The sequence below is a fragment of the Frigoribacterium sp. Leaf186 genome (genome assembly GCF_001423905.1).
In the GTDB taxonomy this organism is placed as follows: Bacteria; Actinomycetota; Actinomycetes; order Actinomycetales; family Microbacteriaceae; genus Frigoribacterium.
This window is the reverse complement of record NZ_LMPQ01000011.1, coordinates 298,239-312,607: the sequence shown is the minus strand read 5'-3', so window position 1 is coordinate 312,607 and position 14,369 is coordinate 298,239. Positions and strand designations below refer to the sequence as shown.

18 protein-coding genes are annotated in these 14,369 nt (G+C 65.7%); 12 read left to right on the top strand and 6 right to left on the bottom strand.

Annotated features, from left to right (window positions below; genetic code table 11):
* Window positions 1–38: 38 nt before the first annotated feature.
* Window positions 39–1,331 carry an ABC transporter substrate-binding protein gene (locus ASG05_RS13025; protein ID WP_056261551.1) on the bottom strand — a complete coding sequence of 431 codons (1,293 nt, stop codon included), beginning with the start codon at window positions 1,329–1,331 and terminating at the stop codon, window positions 39–41.
* A 124-nt stretch (window positions 1,332–1,455) separates the two neighbouring features.
* On the opposite strand from ASG05_RS13025, the gene ASG05_RS13020 reads away from it, so the two are divergent.
* Entirely contained in the window at window positions 1,456–2,478 is a 1,023-nt protein-coding gene (locus tag ASG05_RS13020; RefSeq protein WP_056261547.1) for a LacI family DNA-binding transcriptional regulator, read from the top strand.
* Between the two features lie 53 nt (window positions 2,479–2,531).
* On the opposite strand, the gene ASG05_RS13015 is transcribed toward ASG05_RS13020, so the two are convergent.
* Window positions 2,532–2,990, bottom strand: a complete 459-nt coding sequence (locus ASG05_RS13015; RefSeq protein WP_056261543.1) for a MarR family winged helix-turn-helix transcriptional regulator — start codon at window positions 2,988–2,990, stop codon at window positions 2,532–2,534.
* Between the two features lie 57 nt (window positions 2,991–3,047).
* Between ASG05_RS13015 and ASG05_RS13010 the strand changes: the two genes are divergently transcribed.
* The 3 genes from ASG05_RS13010 to ASG05_RS13000 are packed head-to-tail and all read left to right on the top strand — an operon-like array spanning window position 3,048 to window position 4,733.
* Window positions 3,048–3,416 (top strand): VOC family protein, encoded by a 369-nt coding sequence (locus tag ASG05_RS13010; RefSeq protein ID WP_056261539.1) that lies wholly within the window; start codon window positions 3,048–3,050, stop codon window positions 3,414–3,416.
* Window positions 3,313–4,266, top strand: a complete 954-nt coding sequence (locus tag ASG05_RS13005) for an NAD(P)H-binding protein (RefSeq protein ID WP_082486782.1) — start codon at window positions 3,313–3,315, stop codon at window positions 4,264–4,266. The genes ASG05_RS13010 and ASG05_RS13005 overlap by 104 nt, the downstream gene beginning before the upstream one ends.
* Window positions 4,263–4,733, top strand: coding sequence for an EVE domain-containing protein (locus ASG05_RS13000; protein ID WP_056261531.1), 471 nt, complete (start codon window positions 4,263–4,265; stop codon window positions 4,731–4,733). Before ASG05_RS13005 ends, ASG05_RS13000 begins: the two co-directional genes overlap by 4 nt.
* A 16-nt stretch (window positions 4,734–4,749) precedes the next feature.
* On the opposite strand, the gene ASG05_RS12995 is transcribed toward ASG05_RS13000, so the two are convergent.
* Window positions 4,750–5,667, bottom strand: coding sequence for a LysR family transcriptional regulator (locus ASG05_RS12995; protein ID WP_056261528.1), 918 nt, complete (start codon window positions 5,665–5,667; stop codon window positions 4,750–4,752).
* Between the two features lie 137 nt (window positions 5,668–5,804).
* Between ASG05_RS12995 and ASG05_RS12990 the strand changes: the two genes are divergently transcribed.
* From ASG05_RS12990 to ASG05_RS12975, 5 genes are all read left to right on the top strand, one after another.
* On the top strand, window positions 5,805–6,767 hold the full coding sequence (locus ASG05_RS12990; RefSeq protein WP_056261523.1) for an NADP-dependent oxidoreductase: 963 nt from the start codon (window positions 5,805–5,807) through the stop codon (window positions 6,765–6,767).
* 409 nt (window positions 6,768–7,176) lie between these two features.
* Entirely contained in the window at window positions 7,177–7,368 is a 192-nt protein-coding gene (locus ASG05_RS12985; protein ID WP_056228998.1) for a hypothetical protein, read from the top strand.
* Window positions 7,355–8,122, top strand: coding sequence for a hypothetical protein (locus ASG05_RS12980; protein WP_056261519.1), 768 nt, complete (start codon window positions 7,355–7,357; stop codon window positions 8,120–8,122). Before ASG05_RS12985 ends, ASG05_RS12980 begins: the two co-directional genes overlap by 14 nt.
* Window positions 8,123–8,256: 134 nt before the next feature.
* The gene (locus ASG05_RS16465) at window positions 8,257–8,439 is read left to right on the top strand and encodes a hypothetical protein (protein WP_157490234.1); all 183 of its coding nucleotides are present in this window, start codon (window positions 8,257–8,259) and stop codon (window positions 8,437–8,439) included.
* A 79-nt stretch (window positions 8,440–8,518) separates the two neighbouring features.
* Window positions 8,519–9,544 carry a S66 peptidase family protein gene (locus ASG05_RS12975; RefSeq protein ID WP_082486781.1) on the top strand — a complete coding sequence of 342 codons (1,026 nt, stop codon included), beginning with the start codon at window positions 8,519–8,521 and terminating at the stop codon, window positions 9,542–9,544.
* Window positions 9,545–9,695: 151 nt separating this feature from the next.
* Here ASG05_RS12975 and ASG05_RS16460 read toward each other — a convergent pair whose 3' ends face one another.
* A complete protein-coding gene (locus tag ASG05_RS16460) occupies window positions 9,696–9,842 on the bottom strand; it encodes a hypothetical protein (protein ID WP_157490233.1) in 147 nt (48 codons plus the stop codon).
* A gap of 73 nt (window positions 9,843–9,915) precedes the next feature.
* Entirely contained in the window at window positions 9,916–10,701 is a 786-nt protein-coding gene (locus tag ASG05_RS12970) for an SDR family NAD(P)-dependent oxidoreductase (protein ID WP_056261513.1), read from the bottom strand.
* A gap of 85 nt (window positions 10,702–10,786) precedes the next feature.
* Here ASG05_RS12970 and ASG05_RS12965 point away from each other — a divergent pair, with 85 nt between their 5' ends.
* Window positions 10,787–11,644, top strand: a complete 858-nt coding sequence (locus tag ASG05_RS12965) for a helix-turn-helix transcriptional regulator (protein ID WP_056261509.1) — start codon at window positions 10,787–10,789, stop codon at window positions 11,642–11,644.
* A gap of 259 nt (window positions 11,645–11,903) precedes the next feature.
* Here the strand turns inward: ASG05_RS12965 and ASG05_RS12960 are convergent, their stop codons facing one another.
* Window positions 11,904–12,569, bottom strand: coding sequence for an SDR family oxidoreductase (locus ASG05_RS12960; RefSeq protein WP_056261506.1), 666 nt, complete (start codon window positions 12,567–12,569; stop codon window positions 11,904–11,906).
* A 117-nt stretch (window positions 12,570–12,686) separates the two neighbouring features.
* Between ASG05_RS12960 and ASG05_RS12955 the strand changes: the two genes are divergently transcribed.
* Window positions 12,687–13,250 carry a TetR/AcrR family transcriptional regulator gene (locus ASG05_RS12955; RefSeq protein ID WP_056261503.1) on the top strand — a complete coding sequence of 188 codons (564 nt, stop codon included), beginning with the start codon at window positions 12,687–12,689 and terminating at the stop codon, window positions 13,248–13,250.
* Window positions 13,180–14,343 (top strand): LacI family DNA-binding transcriptional regulator, encoded by a 1,164-nt coding sequence (locus tag ASG05_RS12950; protein WP_082486780.1) that lies wholly within the window; start codon window positions 13,180–13,182, stop codon window positions 14,341–14,343. Before ASG05_RS12955 ends, ASG05_RS12950 begins: the two co-directional genes overlap by 71 nt.
* Window positions 14,344–14,369 lie beyond the last annotated feature (26 nt).

Sequence of the window (14,369 nt, the reverse complement as noted above, 5' to 3'; positions counted from 1 at the left end):
GCCGGGGCTGGGCAGTAGTCAGCCTCGGCCAGCGGCGCTCAGTTCGTGAGCTTGGCGGTGATGGCGTCGTTGTCGGTGCTGAGGTCGGCCGCGCTGCCGAAAACCTGGTCCCGAAACAGGGACAGCCACGGACCATTGGGGTCGTTGAACGCGGCGCCGTAGTTCAGAGCTGACGGCGTCTGGCCTTGCGCGACGAGTTCGTTGATCTTCACGACCCGCGGGTCTGCCGAGGAGTAGCTGTTGTCGGCGAAGTCGGCGCGGGTGACCAGACCGCCGGTCTTGGCGATGATGTCGACCTGCGCTGCCTTGGTCTCAGTCCACTGCAGGTAGTTCCATGCCGCGTCTTGGTTCTTGCTGCTCTGCGCGATGCCAATGGCATCGCCGCCGACGAACGAGGACTCTCCTCCGTCGACACCGGGGATGCCGGAGACACCGGTGTTCTCGGGCATGGTGCCCAGGGTGGAGCCCGGCATGGGCATGAGACCGACCTTGCCGTCGGGGAACGGTGCCGTCCAAGTCGCTCCGGTCTCGTCCTTGGTTCCCGAGCCGGCGACCTTTGCCAGGTCGCGGTACGAGGCAAAGACGTCTTTTGCCTCGTCGGTGTCGAACGTCGCCTTCGTGCCGGCATCGTTCATGACGGAGCCGCCGGATGCCCAGATGGAAGGCCACATCGTGAAGGCCATGCAGCCCGGGCAGTTTCCACCGAAGTAGGTTCCACTCACGCCGGGCTCTTCCAGCGCGGAGATCTTCTCGGCGTCGGCGACCCACTCGGCGAGCGTCGTCGGGGGTGTGTTTGCATCCAGGCCGGCCTGGGTGAAGAGGTCTTTGTTGTAGAACATCACGGAAGCGTCGACGACGCTCGGCAGGACGTACTTCTTCCCTTCGTACGTGCCCGCCTGGATTTGGGCTTTGTTGAGCTGGTCGGCGTAGGGCAGGGCGTCGATGCGCTCAGTGAGGTCCGCGAACAAGCCCTTGGAGGTGTAGTTCGGCAGGTAGACGATGTCCGACGAGAAGAGGTCGGGCAGTGATCCCGAACCCGCGGAGGAGCCGACCTTGGCCTGGTAGTTGTCATCGGGGATGATCGTCAGGCTGATCTGGTTCTTGTGAGTCTCGTTGTATGCCTTGACCAGGGCCTGGCTCTGCGTCTTGGTCCCAGCCCGAGTCCACATCGTCAGCTCGGCGCCGGTGTCACTCCCGGTGGCAGACCCGGAAGAAGTGTTCGAACTGGTGTCGCTCGCGGAGCAACCGCTAAGGGCTAGACCTGCGGTTGCGGCGAGGCTGACGACGGCGACGACGAAACGGCGCCGACGGTGCGGTGAGGTGACGGGCATGCTGCCCTGCCTTTCTCTTCATTGAGGATGATCGATCTCGATCGAAAGTTTACGAAAACCTTTGCGTGACTGTAGGGCTTCTGAGGTAAGGTCGTCAAGCACCAGTTGCGAACGGAGCCGAACCTTGACGGATCAACGCCTCGGCATCAAAACGCGTCGAACGACGCTGGCAGATGTCGCCCAGCTCACCGGGGTCTCGGTCGGCACGGTGTCGAAAGCCTTGAACGATCGCGACGGCATTAGCCAAGACACCCGTGACGCCGTCCTCGCCGCGGCGGAGAAGCTTTCGTTTCGCCCGAACTCTCTCGCGCGCGGGCTGTTGTCGGGCAGGACGAACACGGTCGGACTCCTGACCAACGATCTCGAGGGACGATTCAGTCTCCCCATGCTGATGGGTGCCGAGGATGCCTTCGGAGCCCAGCAATTGTCGGTGTTCCTCTGTGATGCCCGTGGTGACGCGATCCGTGAGCAGCATTACGTCGGCAGCCTGCTCGACCGTCAAGTCGACGGCATCCTGGTCGTAGCGGATCGTGCCAATCCGAGGCCTCCCCTCACCGGGCGGATACCTGTTCCAGTGGTCTATGCCTACGGGCCCTCCTCCGACCCCGACGACGTCTCGGTCATCACGGACGACGTCGAAGGCGGCCGACACGGAGCCATGCATCTCATGGACATCGGTCGCCGGCGACTTGTCTACATCGGCGGCGATCCCACGTATCTCGCCTCATCACAGCGGGCAGACGGCGCCCTCGAGGCTTTGCGCTCTCGTGGCTTGTCGCCTGTGGTGGAGCCCGCCTTCGGGTCGTGGACCGAAGCATGGGGGCGGCAAGCGACGCTGATGATGCTCGATCGTGCTCCTGATCTGGACGGAATAATGTGCGGCAGTGATCAGATCGCCCGCGGTGCCCTCGATGTCCTTCGCGAACAGGGACGAAGTGTGCCGGGTGACATCGCGGTGATTGGATACGACAACTGGCGGCCACTTGCTGAGCAGAGCCGCCCGCAACTGTCGACGGTCGACATGAACTTCGAGGAACTCGGCAGGACGGCAGCTCGCCTTTTGTTCCGGCGGCTGGCCGGTGAGCACGTCGAGGGACTACATGTCGTGACGCCCTCGCTGGTCACTCGTTCCTCCACCGTCTCCTAGGAAGACATCAACAGCTCTCATTGACGACGCCTGTGCCGCCGCAAGATCAGCTGTCACCCGACGGGCATAGACGGTTTAAGAGAGGAGATCATCTGTCGCAGGGCCCGGAAGCAGAGCTCCCTGTCTCGGTCAGTAATTCCCGCAAGCATTTTGATCTCGATGGCTCGGACGGCCGCCGTCGCGGTCTTGAGTTGCATCCGGCCTTTCACCGTGAGTTCGGCGGGGAGGGCGCGGCCGCTCGAGGCATGCGTCGGCCTGCTGACGAGGCCGTCGCGCTGGAGAGCCTGCAGCAGGACGTTCATCGACTGCCTGGTGACAAAGGCCCCTCGAGCCAGATCGGAGTTGGTCATCCCCGGCCGCTGAGCGAGCAGTTCAAGACATGAGTAATGAGTCACCGTCATGCCCAGAGGGCGAAGGATGTCCTCCATCGCCACCCGGAGCGCCATCGAGACCTCTTTCAGTAGGTACCCCATCGATGTCTCCAGATCGATCGCATTTTTTTCTTGACTCATGTCAGTAGTCTGACATAGCCTGCTTGATGTCAGAAAACTTACATCGAAAGAGGCATCATGGCTGTCACCGGTCCCGACTTCATCTCGCTCCAGGTCCGCGATCTCGCCGCGGCACAGGCGTTCTACGAGCGCTACCTCGGCCTCGTCCAGTCCCCGTCCGGGCCCCCGCACGCGGTGGTGTTCGACACCAAGCCCATCGCCTTCGCACTTCGAGACCTTTTACCCGGAACCGATCTCGATTCCGTCTCTCAGCCCGGCATCGGCGCAGCGATCTGGCTGCACGCAACCGACGTGCAAGACATCCACGACACCCTCGTGGCGGATGGCCACCCCATCGCGTCCGCGCCGATCGACGGGCCGTTCGGGCGCACCTTTACCCTCGTCGACCTCGACGGCTACCTCATCACCCTCCACGACCGTGCCTAAGCGCAGCATCCTGGTCTTCGGAGCGACTGGTGCGCTCGGCGGGCACCTCCTCGAGGCCCTCGCCGACCGCGGCCTCCCCCGGGGGAGCGTCACCGCCGCAGGCAGAAACAAAGAGCGCCTCACCGCACTTGACGCCGCCGGGTTCCAAACGGCGGTCGTGGACATGTCAGATGCGGCGCGTGTCGCCGAGCTCGTCACACTGCATGACGAAGTCGTCTTGATCTCCGGCGGCGACCCCGACCGAGCGAGCCAGCACCAGACGGTGATCGACGCCGCCCGAGCCGCGAACACCGCTCACGTCTACTACACCAGCGGCGTGCGGGCCGACGATGACCAGTTCCCCATCAACGCAGATCACTTCGTGACCGAGAGAGCTCTCGCAACATCAGGGGTCACCCACACAATCCTTCGCAACACCTGGTACGTCGAGAACTTCCTCCAGTCCCTCGGAGGGCCCCGCCACACGGGCGTCCTGACCGCCGCCGCGGGCGGTGCCGTCGTGGCGGCGGCCACCCGGAAGGACTTGGCCGAAGCACTTGCGGTCGTGGCGACGACGGAAGGTCACGAGGGTCGGACCTACAGCCTGTCCGGCGACGTCGACTACTCCTACGACGACATCGCCGAGGCCATGTCCGAGGTCCTCGGGCGCGAAGTGGTCTACCGGCCCGTCAGCCCGGGGACCATGCGCGACCTGCTTCAGAGCAACGGCCTGGCCGCCGATGCCGCAGCGTTCATCGTCGGGCTCGACGAGACGATCGCCGCAGGCGCCTTCGCCCGGGTTGGGGACGACCTCCGCCGCCTCCTGGGACGACCTACGACCGGGTTGACCGAGGGACTGCGATCAGCATGACGTCACGGATCGCTGCGGGCAACGACCCTGCCCGCGGCACCCAGCCCGCACCGCGCTTCTGGATCAACACGGTCACCCTCGACCACGTCGAGCAAGCGGTGAGGGGCGGCTTCACCCAGGCCGAGCACGGCGCCGCCGGCAAGCTCCGGCAGCCACGACGCGGTGATCAGATGCTCTTTTACTCACCCCGCACGACCCTCGTCGACCGGACACCCGTCCGACAGTTCACCGCATGGGCCACCATCACCGCGGATGAGCCCCATCAGGCTCGCGTCTCTGACGACTTCCACCCCTGGCGACTCGCAGCAATGTTCCACCCCTGGCAGCCCGTGGACGCCAAACCGCTCGTCAACGAGCTGTCCTTCGTCGCGGACCCGAACCACTGGGGGCTTCCGTTCCGCCGCGGCCTGTTCGCCATCCCCGAGGAAGACTTCCTAACGATCACGTCCCATTCGTCGCGGGGCTGAGGCAGCGCCCGCATCGTCATCGCGGTGGCGGCAGCGTCGAGACGGCCGTACGCATCATGGTCCGCAGCCAGCGCGACGCCGGATCGGCCTCGGCCCGCTGATGCCATCGCTGTTCCACCGTTGCGCTTGGGAGGGTCGCCGGCACCTGGTAGGCACGAAGCGGAACACCTCGATCCTGGAGATGTGACGCCAATCGCGAAGGAACAAGGCACAAGAGGTCGTCCTCCAGCGCCATCAACGCACCGACTGCGTACGACGGAACGACGGCGACGACCCGGCGAGCACGACCTGTGCGTGCGAGCACCTCGTCGAGAGGTCCGTGATCGAGTCCCCTCCGCGAAGCGGAAACGTGTGGGACCGAACAGAGATCGTCGATCGAGAGGCGCTCTTGCCGCCCCAAGGCCGAAGAGGCGGACACGACCGCGACGAACACGTCGACGAACAACACCGAGGTGCACACGTCGGCAGGGCTGCCATCGAGCACGCCGACATCGAGATCGAGCGTTCCGTCTCGCAACGAGTCGACGGATTTTGAGTCCTGACCGACGAACGCCAGCTGCACGGAGGGCGCCTCAGCGGCGACAAGGCGCGTGAGCCGCGGTGCGATCACCGGGGTCAAGGCGTCGTTGATCCGCACCGAGAACGATCGACGCCACGTCGACGGACTGCCAATCGTGTCCGACCGCAGGTGGTCGATCTCTTCGAGCAGCCCTCGGACCCGGGCCCCGACACTCGTCGCGAAAGGCGTCGGGACCATGCCTCGACCCGCTCGCACCAGGATCGGGTCGTGCATGGCACCACGCAGACGCTGCATCGCCCGACTGGTGGCCGGCACGGATAGGTGCAACAACTCGGCGGCCTTCGAGACGCTGCTCGTGCGGATGAGCGCATCAAGCACTCGGAGCAGGTTCAGATCAAGCTGTTCGGCGCGCACGCCTAAATTGTGTCTGACGCAATCCGATGTTGCAAAGGTTGCGCTTCACAAAATGGAGGCCGGAAAGGAGCATGGAGACGGGCCGCCGGCCCCAAGAGCCACCGCACGAGCGGCAGCATCAGCACTCAGGAGGTCCCATGTCCAGAATTGTCCGTCCCCGCGCTTTCGGAGGACCAGAGGTCCTCATCGTCCAAGACGTCGACGTCCCCACCCCAGGCGCTGGCGAGGTCGTCGTGGAAGTTCGCGCGGTCGGCGTCAACCCACTCGATTGGAAGCTCTACAGCGGTGCCTTCCACGAGGTCGACGAGGACGAGAAGGACGCTGCGGGCCTGTCCGAGCCGCTGCCAAGCCTCGGTGTCGAGTGCGCGGGCGTCGTCGCGGCTCTCGGGTCGGACGTCGAGGGAGTCGCTGTCGGCGACGAAGTCATCGTTTATCCCGTCACAGGCGCCTACTCGGACCACGTCGTCGTGCCCGCTACGTCGCTCACGCCGAAACCCGCCGGCGTGAGCTGGGAGGAAGCGGGCGCGATGATGCTGGCCGGGCTCACCGCCATGCACACGATCGCCGCCGCCCGTGTCGTTGGCGGTGACACGGTACTCATCCACGGGGGAGCCGGAGGAGTCGGTCTCATCGCGGCCCAACTGGCCATCCATGCCGGCGCAGACGTCGTCGCGACCGCGGCGCTCCGCAATCACAATCTCTTGCGTGGACTCGGTGCAATCCCCGTGACGTACGGCGACGGCCTCGCCGACCGCGTTCGTGCGGCCGCGCCACAGGGAGTCACCGCCGCGATCGACACCGTCGGAAGCGACGAGGCACTCGAGGTGTCGCTCGAACTCGTGGGTGACCGGTCGCGCATCGCATCGATCACGGGGTCCGAGCGCCGATTCGGCGCCGGCATCAAGCTCATCGGATACGGCCCCGGGCAGGACGCCGGCACCGAGTACCGCCTCTCGGCTCGGTCCCGCCTCGCATCACTCGTGGGAGGCGGGGATGTCCGCATCGTCATTGCCCGGACCATTGCGCTGGCCGACGCGGCGGAAGCTCACCGCCTCGGCCAGGCCGGCGGCAGCACCGGAAAGATCGTCCTGCGGCCGTGAGCACCTCCAGACTCGGTGACGGCGCCCTCGCCTGCATGGCCGTTCCGAAGGTGCCCCATGTGCGAGATGCATGTGAGACACCCGCCCCTCCCCGAGCTGATGGGCTGTCGGGCATCGGTCCTGCAGTAGCGATATCTTCCGGGCACCTTTAACTAGTGCTGGCAGTGTGCGTGGTCGCGCTGCACGAGGCGGCAGGGCGAGCCTCTCGGTGCTTACCGAGCTAGACCGCATCGCCGGCTGACCGTCGGGAACGGCCTGTCGGTACGCGGCGTCGGTAGCCCGCCAGGAATGACCCAGCGACCGGCAAACGATCCCCTATCGGGCGGCTCCGCAGGTTGGCAATCCGTATATGTCCAGCAGTTGAGGCGAGTTGCGAACGACTGACGGGGGTCCGTGTCACCATGGCTGAATGGTCCCCACACTCGAGATGCTCACGATTCCCGAGATCCGCAGTCGCCTAGCCGAGCTCGAGGCACGCGCAGGCGCGTCGGCTGACGAGCTGCGCCGTCGGGCCGACCGCTACGAGCTCTCGCAGGAGGGACAAGCAATCCTTCGGAAACTTGAGGACCTGACCTACCTGCAGGAGCATGCCGAGCGCTGACTCCAGCGGCCAGGCCGATGGGAACCTTCAAGAGAAGGTCTTCGACTTCATGTTGGAGATCATGGAGATGCTCGCCGCAGTAATTCCCAACGGGCTCGTCGGCCTGGACAGCACTGTCGTCCGGACTCGCGGCGGCGGCGTTGCCGTCACCGTCGAGCCGAGCGAGGAGCTCGGCCTTCGACTGGACATCGACGGTGCCGAGACTTTCCGACTCATCGTTCAGTATCGGCTCGTTCTGAGCCCAGTGAGCCATCTCGTGTCGGTGGATCGCTCGACTTTCAAGGTGAACTTGCACGGCTCTGCGCGACCCCTCTTCACCGTCGACTACCTCCGATACAGCGGCAGCGACGTCCCGTCGGCGCACTACAACGTCCATGCCGAGCGTCAAGACATGACAGACGCGCTCATTGCTCCGGGTGGGCGACGTCGCGGCAAGATCTACCAAAAACGTGTGGCGAAGGGGGACATGCCGAGATTCGGCGATGTGCATTTCCCTACGGACGGCCATCGGTTCCGCCCCTGCCTTGAGGACGTTCTCGAGATGATGATCATCGAGTTCGGCATTGACACCGTCAACAGCGCCAGTGCAGCGCTTCACGAGGGACGCCGTCGATGGCGCGTCAGACAGCTTGCCGCTGCGGTCTCCGACGACCCCATGACAGCAGTCGCCGAATTGGATCGGCTCGGATTCGACGTCATCCCGCGTGAGGGAACGGAAGTGTCGCCCCGACTCGATCGTCTAACAGCACTTTGAGGGTGTTATCCGCCATCTAGCAGGCGTACCCGGACGTCGATCGTCTATCGGGCACCACGGTCGTTTCCGATGCGCGACCGCCGTCACTGACGGATATCGTCCTGAGCAACGAAGGAACTTCTTGGGGGTCGACCGTGAACAAGTACAGACGCATGCTCGCTTGTATTCTTGGGCCCATTGCCATCTTGTTCCTCGGCTTTACGATTTTCGCCGCCGCCACGGGCTTCGTCTCGTGGTTGCCTCCTCTAATCGCGACGATCTGCCTGATCGGCGGTGGCACGGTCATTTGGATCAGTCTTGGCAAAGCGCCCCGGTAGCGAGTCCTGCCGGTCTGCTGATCGATCCCCTACCGGGACGGTGAGGCGGGAGCAGGGGGCGCATTGCTAGCGTCGACGAATGGCTGGCATCACGTACCCGACACCGCTCCAGGCAGGAGGGCGCATTGAAGTGCCCGCTCCGTCGATGGGTGTCCCTGAAGAACTCCACGAGCGTCTCCGTGCAGCCGTAGCCTCGCTGACAGGCCAGGGTCTCGACGTGCACGTCCGAGATCACGCCACCACCGGCGGCCTCGTTCCCGCGTCCGCTGCCGACCGCGTCCAGGACCTCCACACCTCGTTCCGCTCCGGCGACGCAGTACTGCCTCCTTGGGGAGGTGAGCTAGCCATCGAGTTGCTCGACGGCATCGATTGGGCGGCCCTTGCGGACGCCCAGACCTGGTTCGTTGGCTGGTCCGACATCTCGACCCTGCTCTTGCCGCTGACCACCGTCACCGGGCTGGCCACCATGCACGGTGCGAACCTCATGGACGAGCCATGGGATCTGCCGACGGAGTGCCACCGCTGGACAGACGTGGCGAGCATGGCGGCCGGGAGCTCGTTCCAGCAACGGAGCGCACCGCGGCGCCGATCACGCCCGTGGGCCGCCTGGAGCGAGGAGCCCCTCGACCGGGACCGTGCGTACGAGACCCTGACCAGGTGGCGTGCGATCGACGGCCGAAGCGACCTCAGCATCAGTGGGCGCCTCATCGGCGGTTGCCTCGAGACCGTGTCGCTCTTGGCAGGCACACCATACGGAGACGTGCCCCGGTTCGCTCTCGAGCACGCCCCCGAAGGCACCCTTGTGTACCTCGAGGCCGCGGGGTCCGACGCGATCGGCGTACTGCGCATGCTTCGGTCCCTCCGGCTGGCCGGATGGTTCGACGCAGCCAAAGGCATCCTGATCGGGCGCACGAACAGCCCGGACACCCCGGACTTGAGTCAGGAAGATGCCGTGCGACGAGCACTAGGAGACATCGACGTCCCGGTGGTCCTCGATTTCGACACCGGCCACCAGCCCCCGCAAATGCCACTGGTCAACGGCGCTCTCGCCGACGTCACCCTGGTCGACGGCCAGGGAAGCATCACGCAGCATCTCACAGCCTGAGGCGTCCTATCGACGATCGGCTATCGGGCAGCGCTCCCGTCGAGAGCTACTGCGGAGGAGGCGGCGGAAAAACGTTGGTGAAGGCGTAGGGCACGATGACCGTCGAGATGATCAGCATGCCGATCCCGCCGACGATCATCAGCCCTGGCGACTAGGTCTGCGGGCCGATCCGGCGCCCCTGATCCTTGTAGGCCCTGCGAGCGGCGTCGGAGATGTGCTGGTGGAACACGATGAAGCAGACCCCGAAGATCGCGAACAGGGGCGCAAAGACCACGGCGGCGCTCTGCAGCTCTGTCATCGCCTCATCCTGTCCGCGAGAACGGCCACAGGCCCACTCAGGTGCGGCCGCAGGACGGGTGCGCGTCCCCGTCTCAGGCGCCGGCGCCGCCGTCGACGGGCACGATGGCACCTGTCACCGCCGAGGCGCGATCACTGAGGAAGAACCCCGCGACCTCGGCGACTTCGAGAGCGGTTGCCATGCGGCCGATGGGGCTGGCTGCGTTGTTCGCCTCGATGATCCCTGGGCTTTTCCTCTCCCATTCGTCCATCATCTCGGTCGCCGTTCCACCGGGCATCAGGCCGTTCACCCGAATTCCTTCGGCAGCCCAGGTGACCGCCGCGGTCTCCGTGATGCTGTTCAGTGCCCGCTTCATGGCCCCGTACGCCGGCAGCGGCGGCACAGCACGTCGACTGCCGATGCTCGAGGTGTTCACGATCGCGCCGCCGCCTGACTTCCGCATGAGGGCCGCCTCGGCGACCATCGCGACCCAGTGTGCGCGGAAGTTGACGGCGAATTGCTCGTCGATGTCGGCGTCAGACGTGGTGTCGAGCGGACCGGTCTCTTGCTGGTTCACGCCGCCGTTGTTGAATGCCCCGTCGAGGCGTCCGTGGAGCTCCTCGACGCGATCGATGGCCGCGCGGACGCTGGCTCGATCTGCGAGGTCCATCACGACGGTGTCAGCCGTGCCACCCTGGGTGCGGATCTCGCGGACGAGGGCGTCGAGCGCCCCAGTGCTGCGGGCTGCCAGCACGACAGATGCTCCCTCTCTCGCGAAGAGACGGCCCGCTGCGGCGCCGATACCGCGGCTGGCTCCGGTGATGAAGATGACCTTCCCGGTCAGCAGGCCGACCGGCATGTTCTCGTTGTTGTTCGTCATGTGATGAGCGTCTTCGCCTCCGGAATCCGCATCCAGGCACAAACGGTACGAGGGTCCGCGGCCTGACCGGGCGGAGAATGGCGGCATGGACAAAGGTGAGCTCGCAGCTTTTCTCCGGAGTCGCCGCGAGCGTCTCCACCCCGAAGACGTCGGCCTCTCGTCTGGGTCTCGGCGAAGGACTCCAGGTCTTCGGCGCGAGGAGGTCGCCGTCCTCGCTCACCTCTCGGCCGAGTACTACGCCCGACTCGAACAGGGCCGCGCGCCTCGGCCCTCAGCCGTCGTCCTCGCAGGCATCGCGGGCGCGCTGCGTCTCACCCCCGAAGAGTCCGACCACCTCCACCGGCTGGCCGGCACCGCCCCCACTCCGACGGGACTGCATAGTCGCGACGTACGGCCGAGCATCCTGACCCTGCTCGAACGACTCCCCCACACCGCCGGAATCGTCCTCTCGGCCACCTTCGAAGTGCTCGCCTGGAACGACCTGGCGGCAGCTCTCATGGAGGACTTCTCCCTGCTCGTTCCCCGCGATCGCAACCTCGCGAGGAAGACCTTCCTCAACGGTGGGCAGCAGTCAGAGGCGATCTACGGGATCTCCGACGAGGCCGCATTCCGGGAAGGTGTCATGACCCAACTCCGTAGCGCCCAGGCTGTCTACCCATCTGACCCGAGCGTCCGCGATCTCATCGACGACCTCCGTTCCGGCAGCGCCGAGTTCGCACAGCTCTGGGAGCGACACGACGTCCAGACACCACCTCCCCTGCAGAAGACGTTCCGTCACACACCGGCCGGGCCGATCACCGTCAACTGCGACTCCCTAGCCATCACCGAGCGGGACCAACACCTCGTGCTCTACACCGCACCAGCGGGCTCGCGAGACGCAGAAAACCTCGCCCTGCTGGAAGTCATCGGCTCCGAGCCCCTCGTCGAGCCGCGGAGCACCTGAACGGCCCATCCAAGTGGAGGCGCCACGAGATCGACGACACGCGCGGCAGAGCCTCGATTGCCGACCGTCTCATGAGACGACTCATCGAGCCAGACGGGGGAAGAGCACTTCGGCGGCGGATCGGTGCACTTCGCCCAGTCGTTCCGCATCGGGGCCGTCGTACGCGTTCGCGACCAGCGCAGCCGAGGTCGTGGCGCGATCCTCCCAGACGCCCCGCGTCCCGTCCGGAGTGTTCACTCCGGACGGGGACGGGCTGGCGTCAGTGGTCGTAGGCGACGTAGTGCAGTTGATCGTCCCGTCGTTCGTCGTGGAGCTTGACGTAGGACTGGGCGATGACATCCGGCTCCGCGTCGGGACGGCCACCTCCAATGAGCGCGGTTATCGCTACGTGGGCGACGTAGACCCCCGTGTCCTCGAGGGTGCTGTGCAGGTTCAAGGTCCAGTTCCGAAGGCCCGCAGCGGCGATGTTGATATTGCCGCGCGCAGGCGTCGGGGCCATCGGGCCGCCGCCGGTGGTCACCAGGATGGTGCCGACGCCGGCGGCGATCATGTCGGGCAGGACGGCGCCGACGGCGGTGATCGCGCCGCCGAGATAGAAGTCGATCTGCGGCTGGAGGTTCTCCATCGTCACCTCCAGGGCATCGACGGACTCCAACGTCGGATCGGCCGGCGAGAACTCGAGGACGTCGATCGGCCCGAGTGAGTCACGGATCGAGCGGAGAGCGCTCGTGATCGTTGCGGGCTGACCGACGTCGGCGGTGAAGCCCCGCGCGGTGATGCCCTCAGCGGCCAGAGTCTGGGCGAGTGCATCGAGCCGGGTCTGATCGCGCGCAACGAGGGCCACGTCGAATCCCTTCCGGCCGAAGGCGCGCGCGATCTCCAGGCCCAGGCCGGGGCCTGCTCCGATGATGGTGATGAGGGGCATGGTTCGTCCTTTCGGGCCTACCGCTGGGCCCTGGCGCACTGAAGCGGTAAGTTGAGATAGTCCTCAACTGGCGATCAGCTTAGATTGAGGCCACCCTCAATTTCCCGTGGAGTTGCCGTGACTGCTGTGCCAGGCCTGCGTCGAGACGCCCAGGCGAACCGCGAGAAGCTGCGCGCGGCCGCCGTCGCGGTGTTCTCGAGGCGAGGGTTGTCCGCGCCCTTGGAGGACATCGCCCGAGAAGCGGGCGTGAGCATCGGGACGCTCTACAACCGGGTGGGATCCCGTGAGGAGCTCATCGACGCCGTGGTGGACGACATCGCTGGCGAAAAACTCAAAGCGCTCAGGGCGCTCGTGCTAGACGAGGTCTCTCCTCGCTCCCAGTTGGAGACCTTCATCTCGGGGATGATCGATCTGCAGCTCAGTGACCCAGCCATGAACGACGCGATGCTGCGGCGGTACCCCGACGCAGTTCTCCTCATCAACGCGTGCGAGCGGTCGATGGCCTTGGGGGCGCAACTCGTGGAGGCCGCCCATGCCGACGGCGTACTCTCACGCGATTTCACCCCCGATGACTTGATGACCGTGCTCTGGATGGCAGGAACGGCCAGCCGTGATCCCGCCGCCCCTGAGGGCTGGCGCCGCATCGTGGACCGCAGTGTTTCTGCCGCTTGGGTCGCCTGACTCCGGCCAGCCCTGCCTGGCGCGACGATCAGGGGCTTCGCATTGCCGGGCTCGGCTCGATCGCCTACGGTTCTCAACTGTGCCCGCAGATCGCCGACGACCCCCGACGATCACCGACGTAGCCCGGGCAGCCGGCGTTTCTCTGCCGACGGTCTCTCGGGTCATGACCGGATCCACGCCGGTGAGCGATGGGACGACGGCTAAGGTCAGAGCGGCCATGGACGAGTTGGGCTACCGACCCAACGGTGCAGCTCGGGCGTTGGTGCATGGTCAGCAGCCGATCGTGGGCGTCATCGCGCCAGATACCGCCGCGTACGGCCGCTCTCGCATGCTGACCGAGATAGAGGACAGGGCCAGGGCCAACGGCTACGTCGTCGCCATCGCCATACTCGACCCCGCGGACGCGGACGGGGTGTCGGCTGCAGTCGAGGTCCTGCTCTCCCAGCCGATCGTCGGGGTCGTGGTCCTCGACTACAACTCGTACGACACCGTCAGGCTGCACTCGAAGCTCGGTGCGATACCGATCGCGACGGTGACGAACGGTGCTGACGCCGACGCCGACGTCGCTCACGTCCTGGTAGACGACCGTGCGGCAGCTCGCGCAGTCGTGGACCATCTGCTCGATCTCGGTCACCGCACGGTGCACTACGTCTCCGTCCCCTACTACGGCGGTCGTTCACACCCTCGCGAGCTCGGTTGGCGCGAGGCACTCGACGCGCGCGGAATCGTTCCACCCGGTCCCGTCGCGTCTGACTGGACGGTGGATTCTGCTCTGAAGGCAGGGGCTGTCCTCGCCGCGGATGCTGAGGTCACAGCGGTCTTCTGCCCGAACGACGAGATCGCCTTCTCGGTCATGCGCAGCATGCACGACGCAGGACGGCGCGTGCCCCAGGACGTCAGCGTCGCCGGGCTCGACGACCACCCGCTCGCGGCGAGCTGGGTCCCCAGCCTGACGACCTACCGTCTCGACTGGGGCTGGGCCGGCAGGTCAGCTCTCGAGCTCCTGATCGACGCAGACGTCGCGTCGATTGCCGACGCCCGACCGGCGAACATGCTGCTCCCTCGAGAGAGCACGTCTGCACCGCTGGTCTGATTCGTCTACTTGCACGATGCGTAACT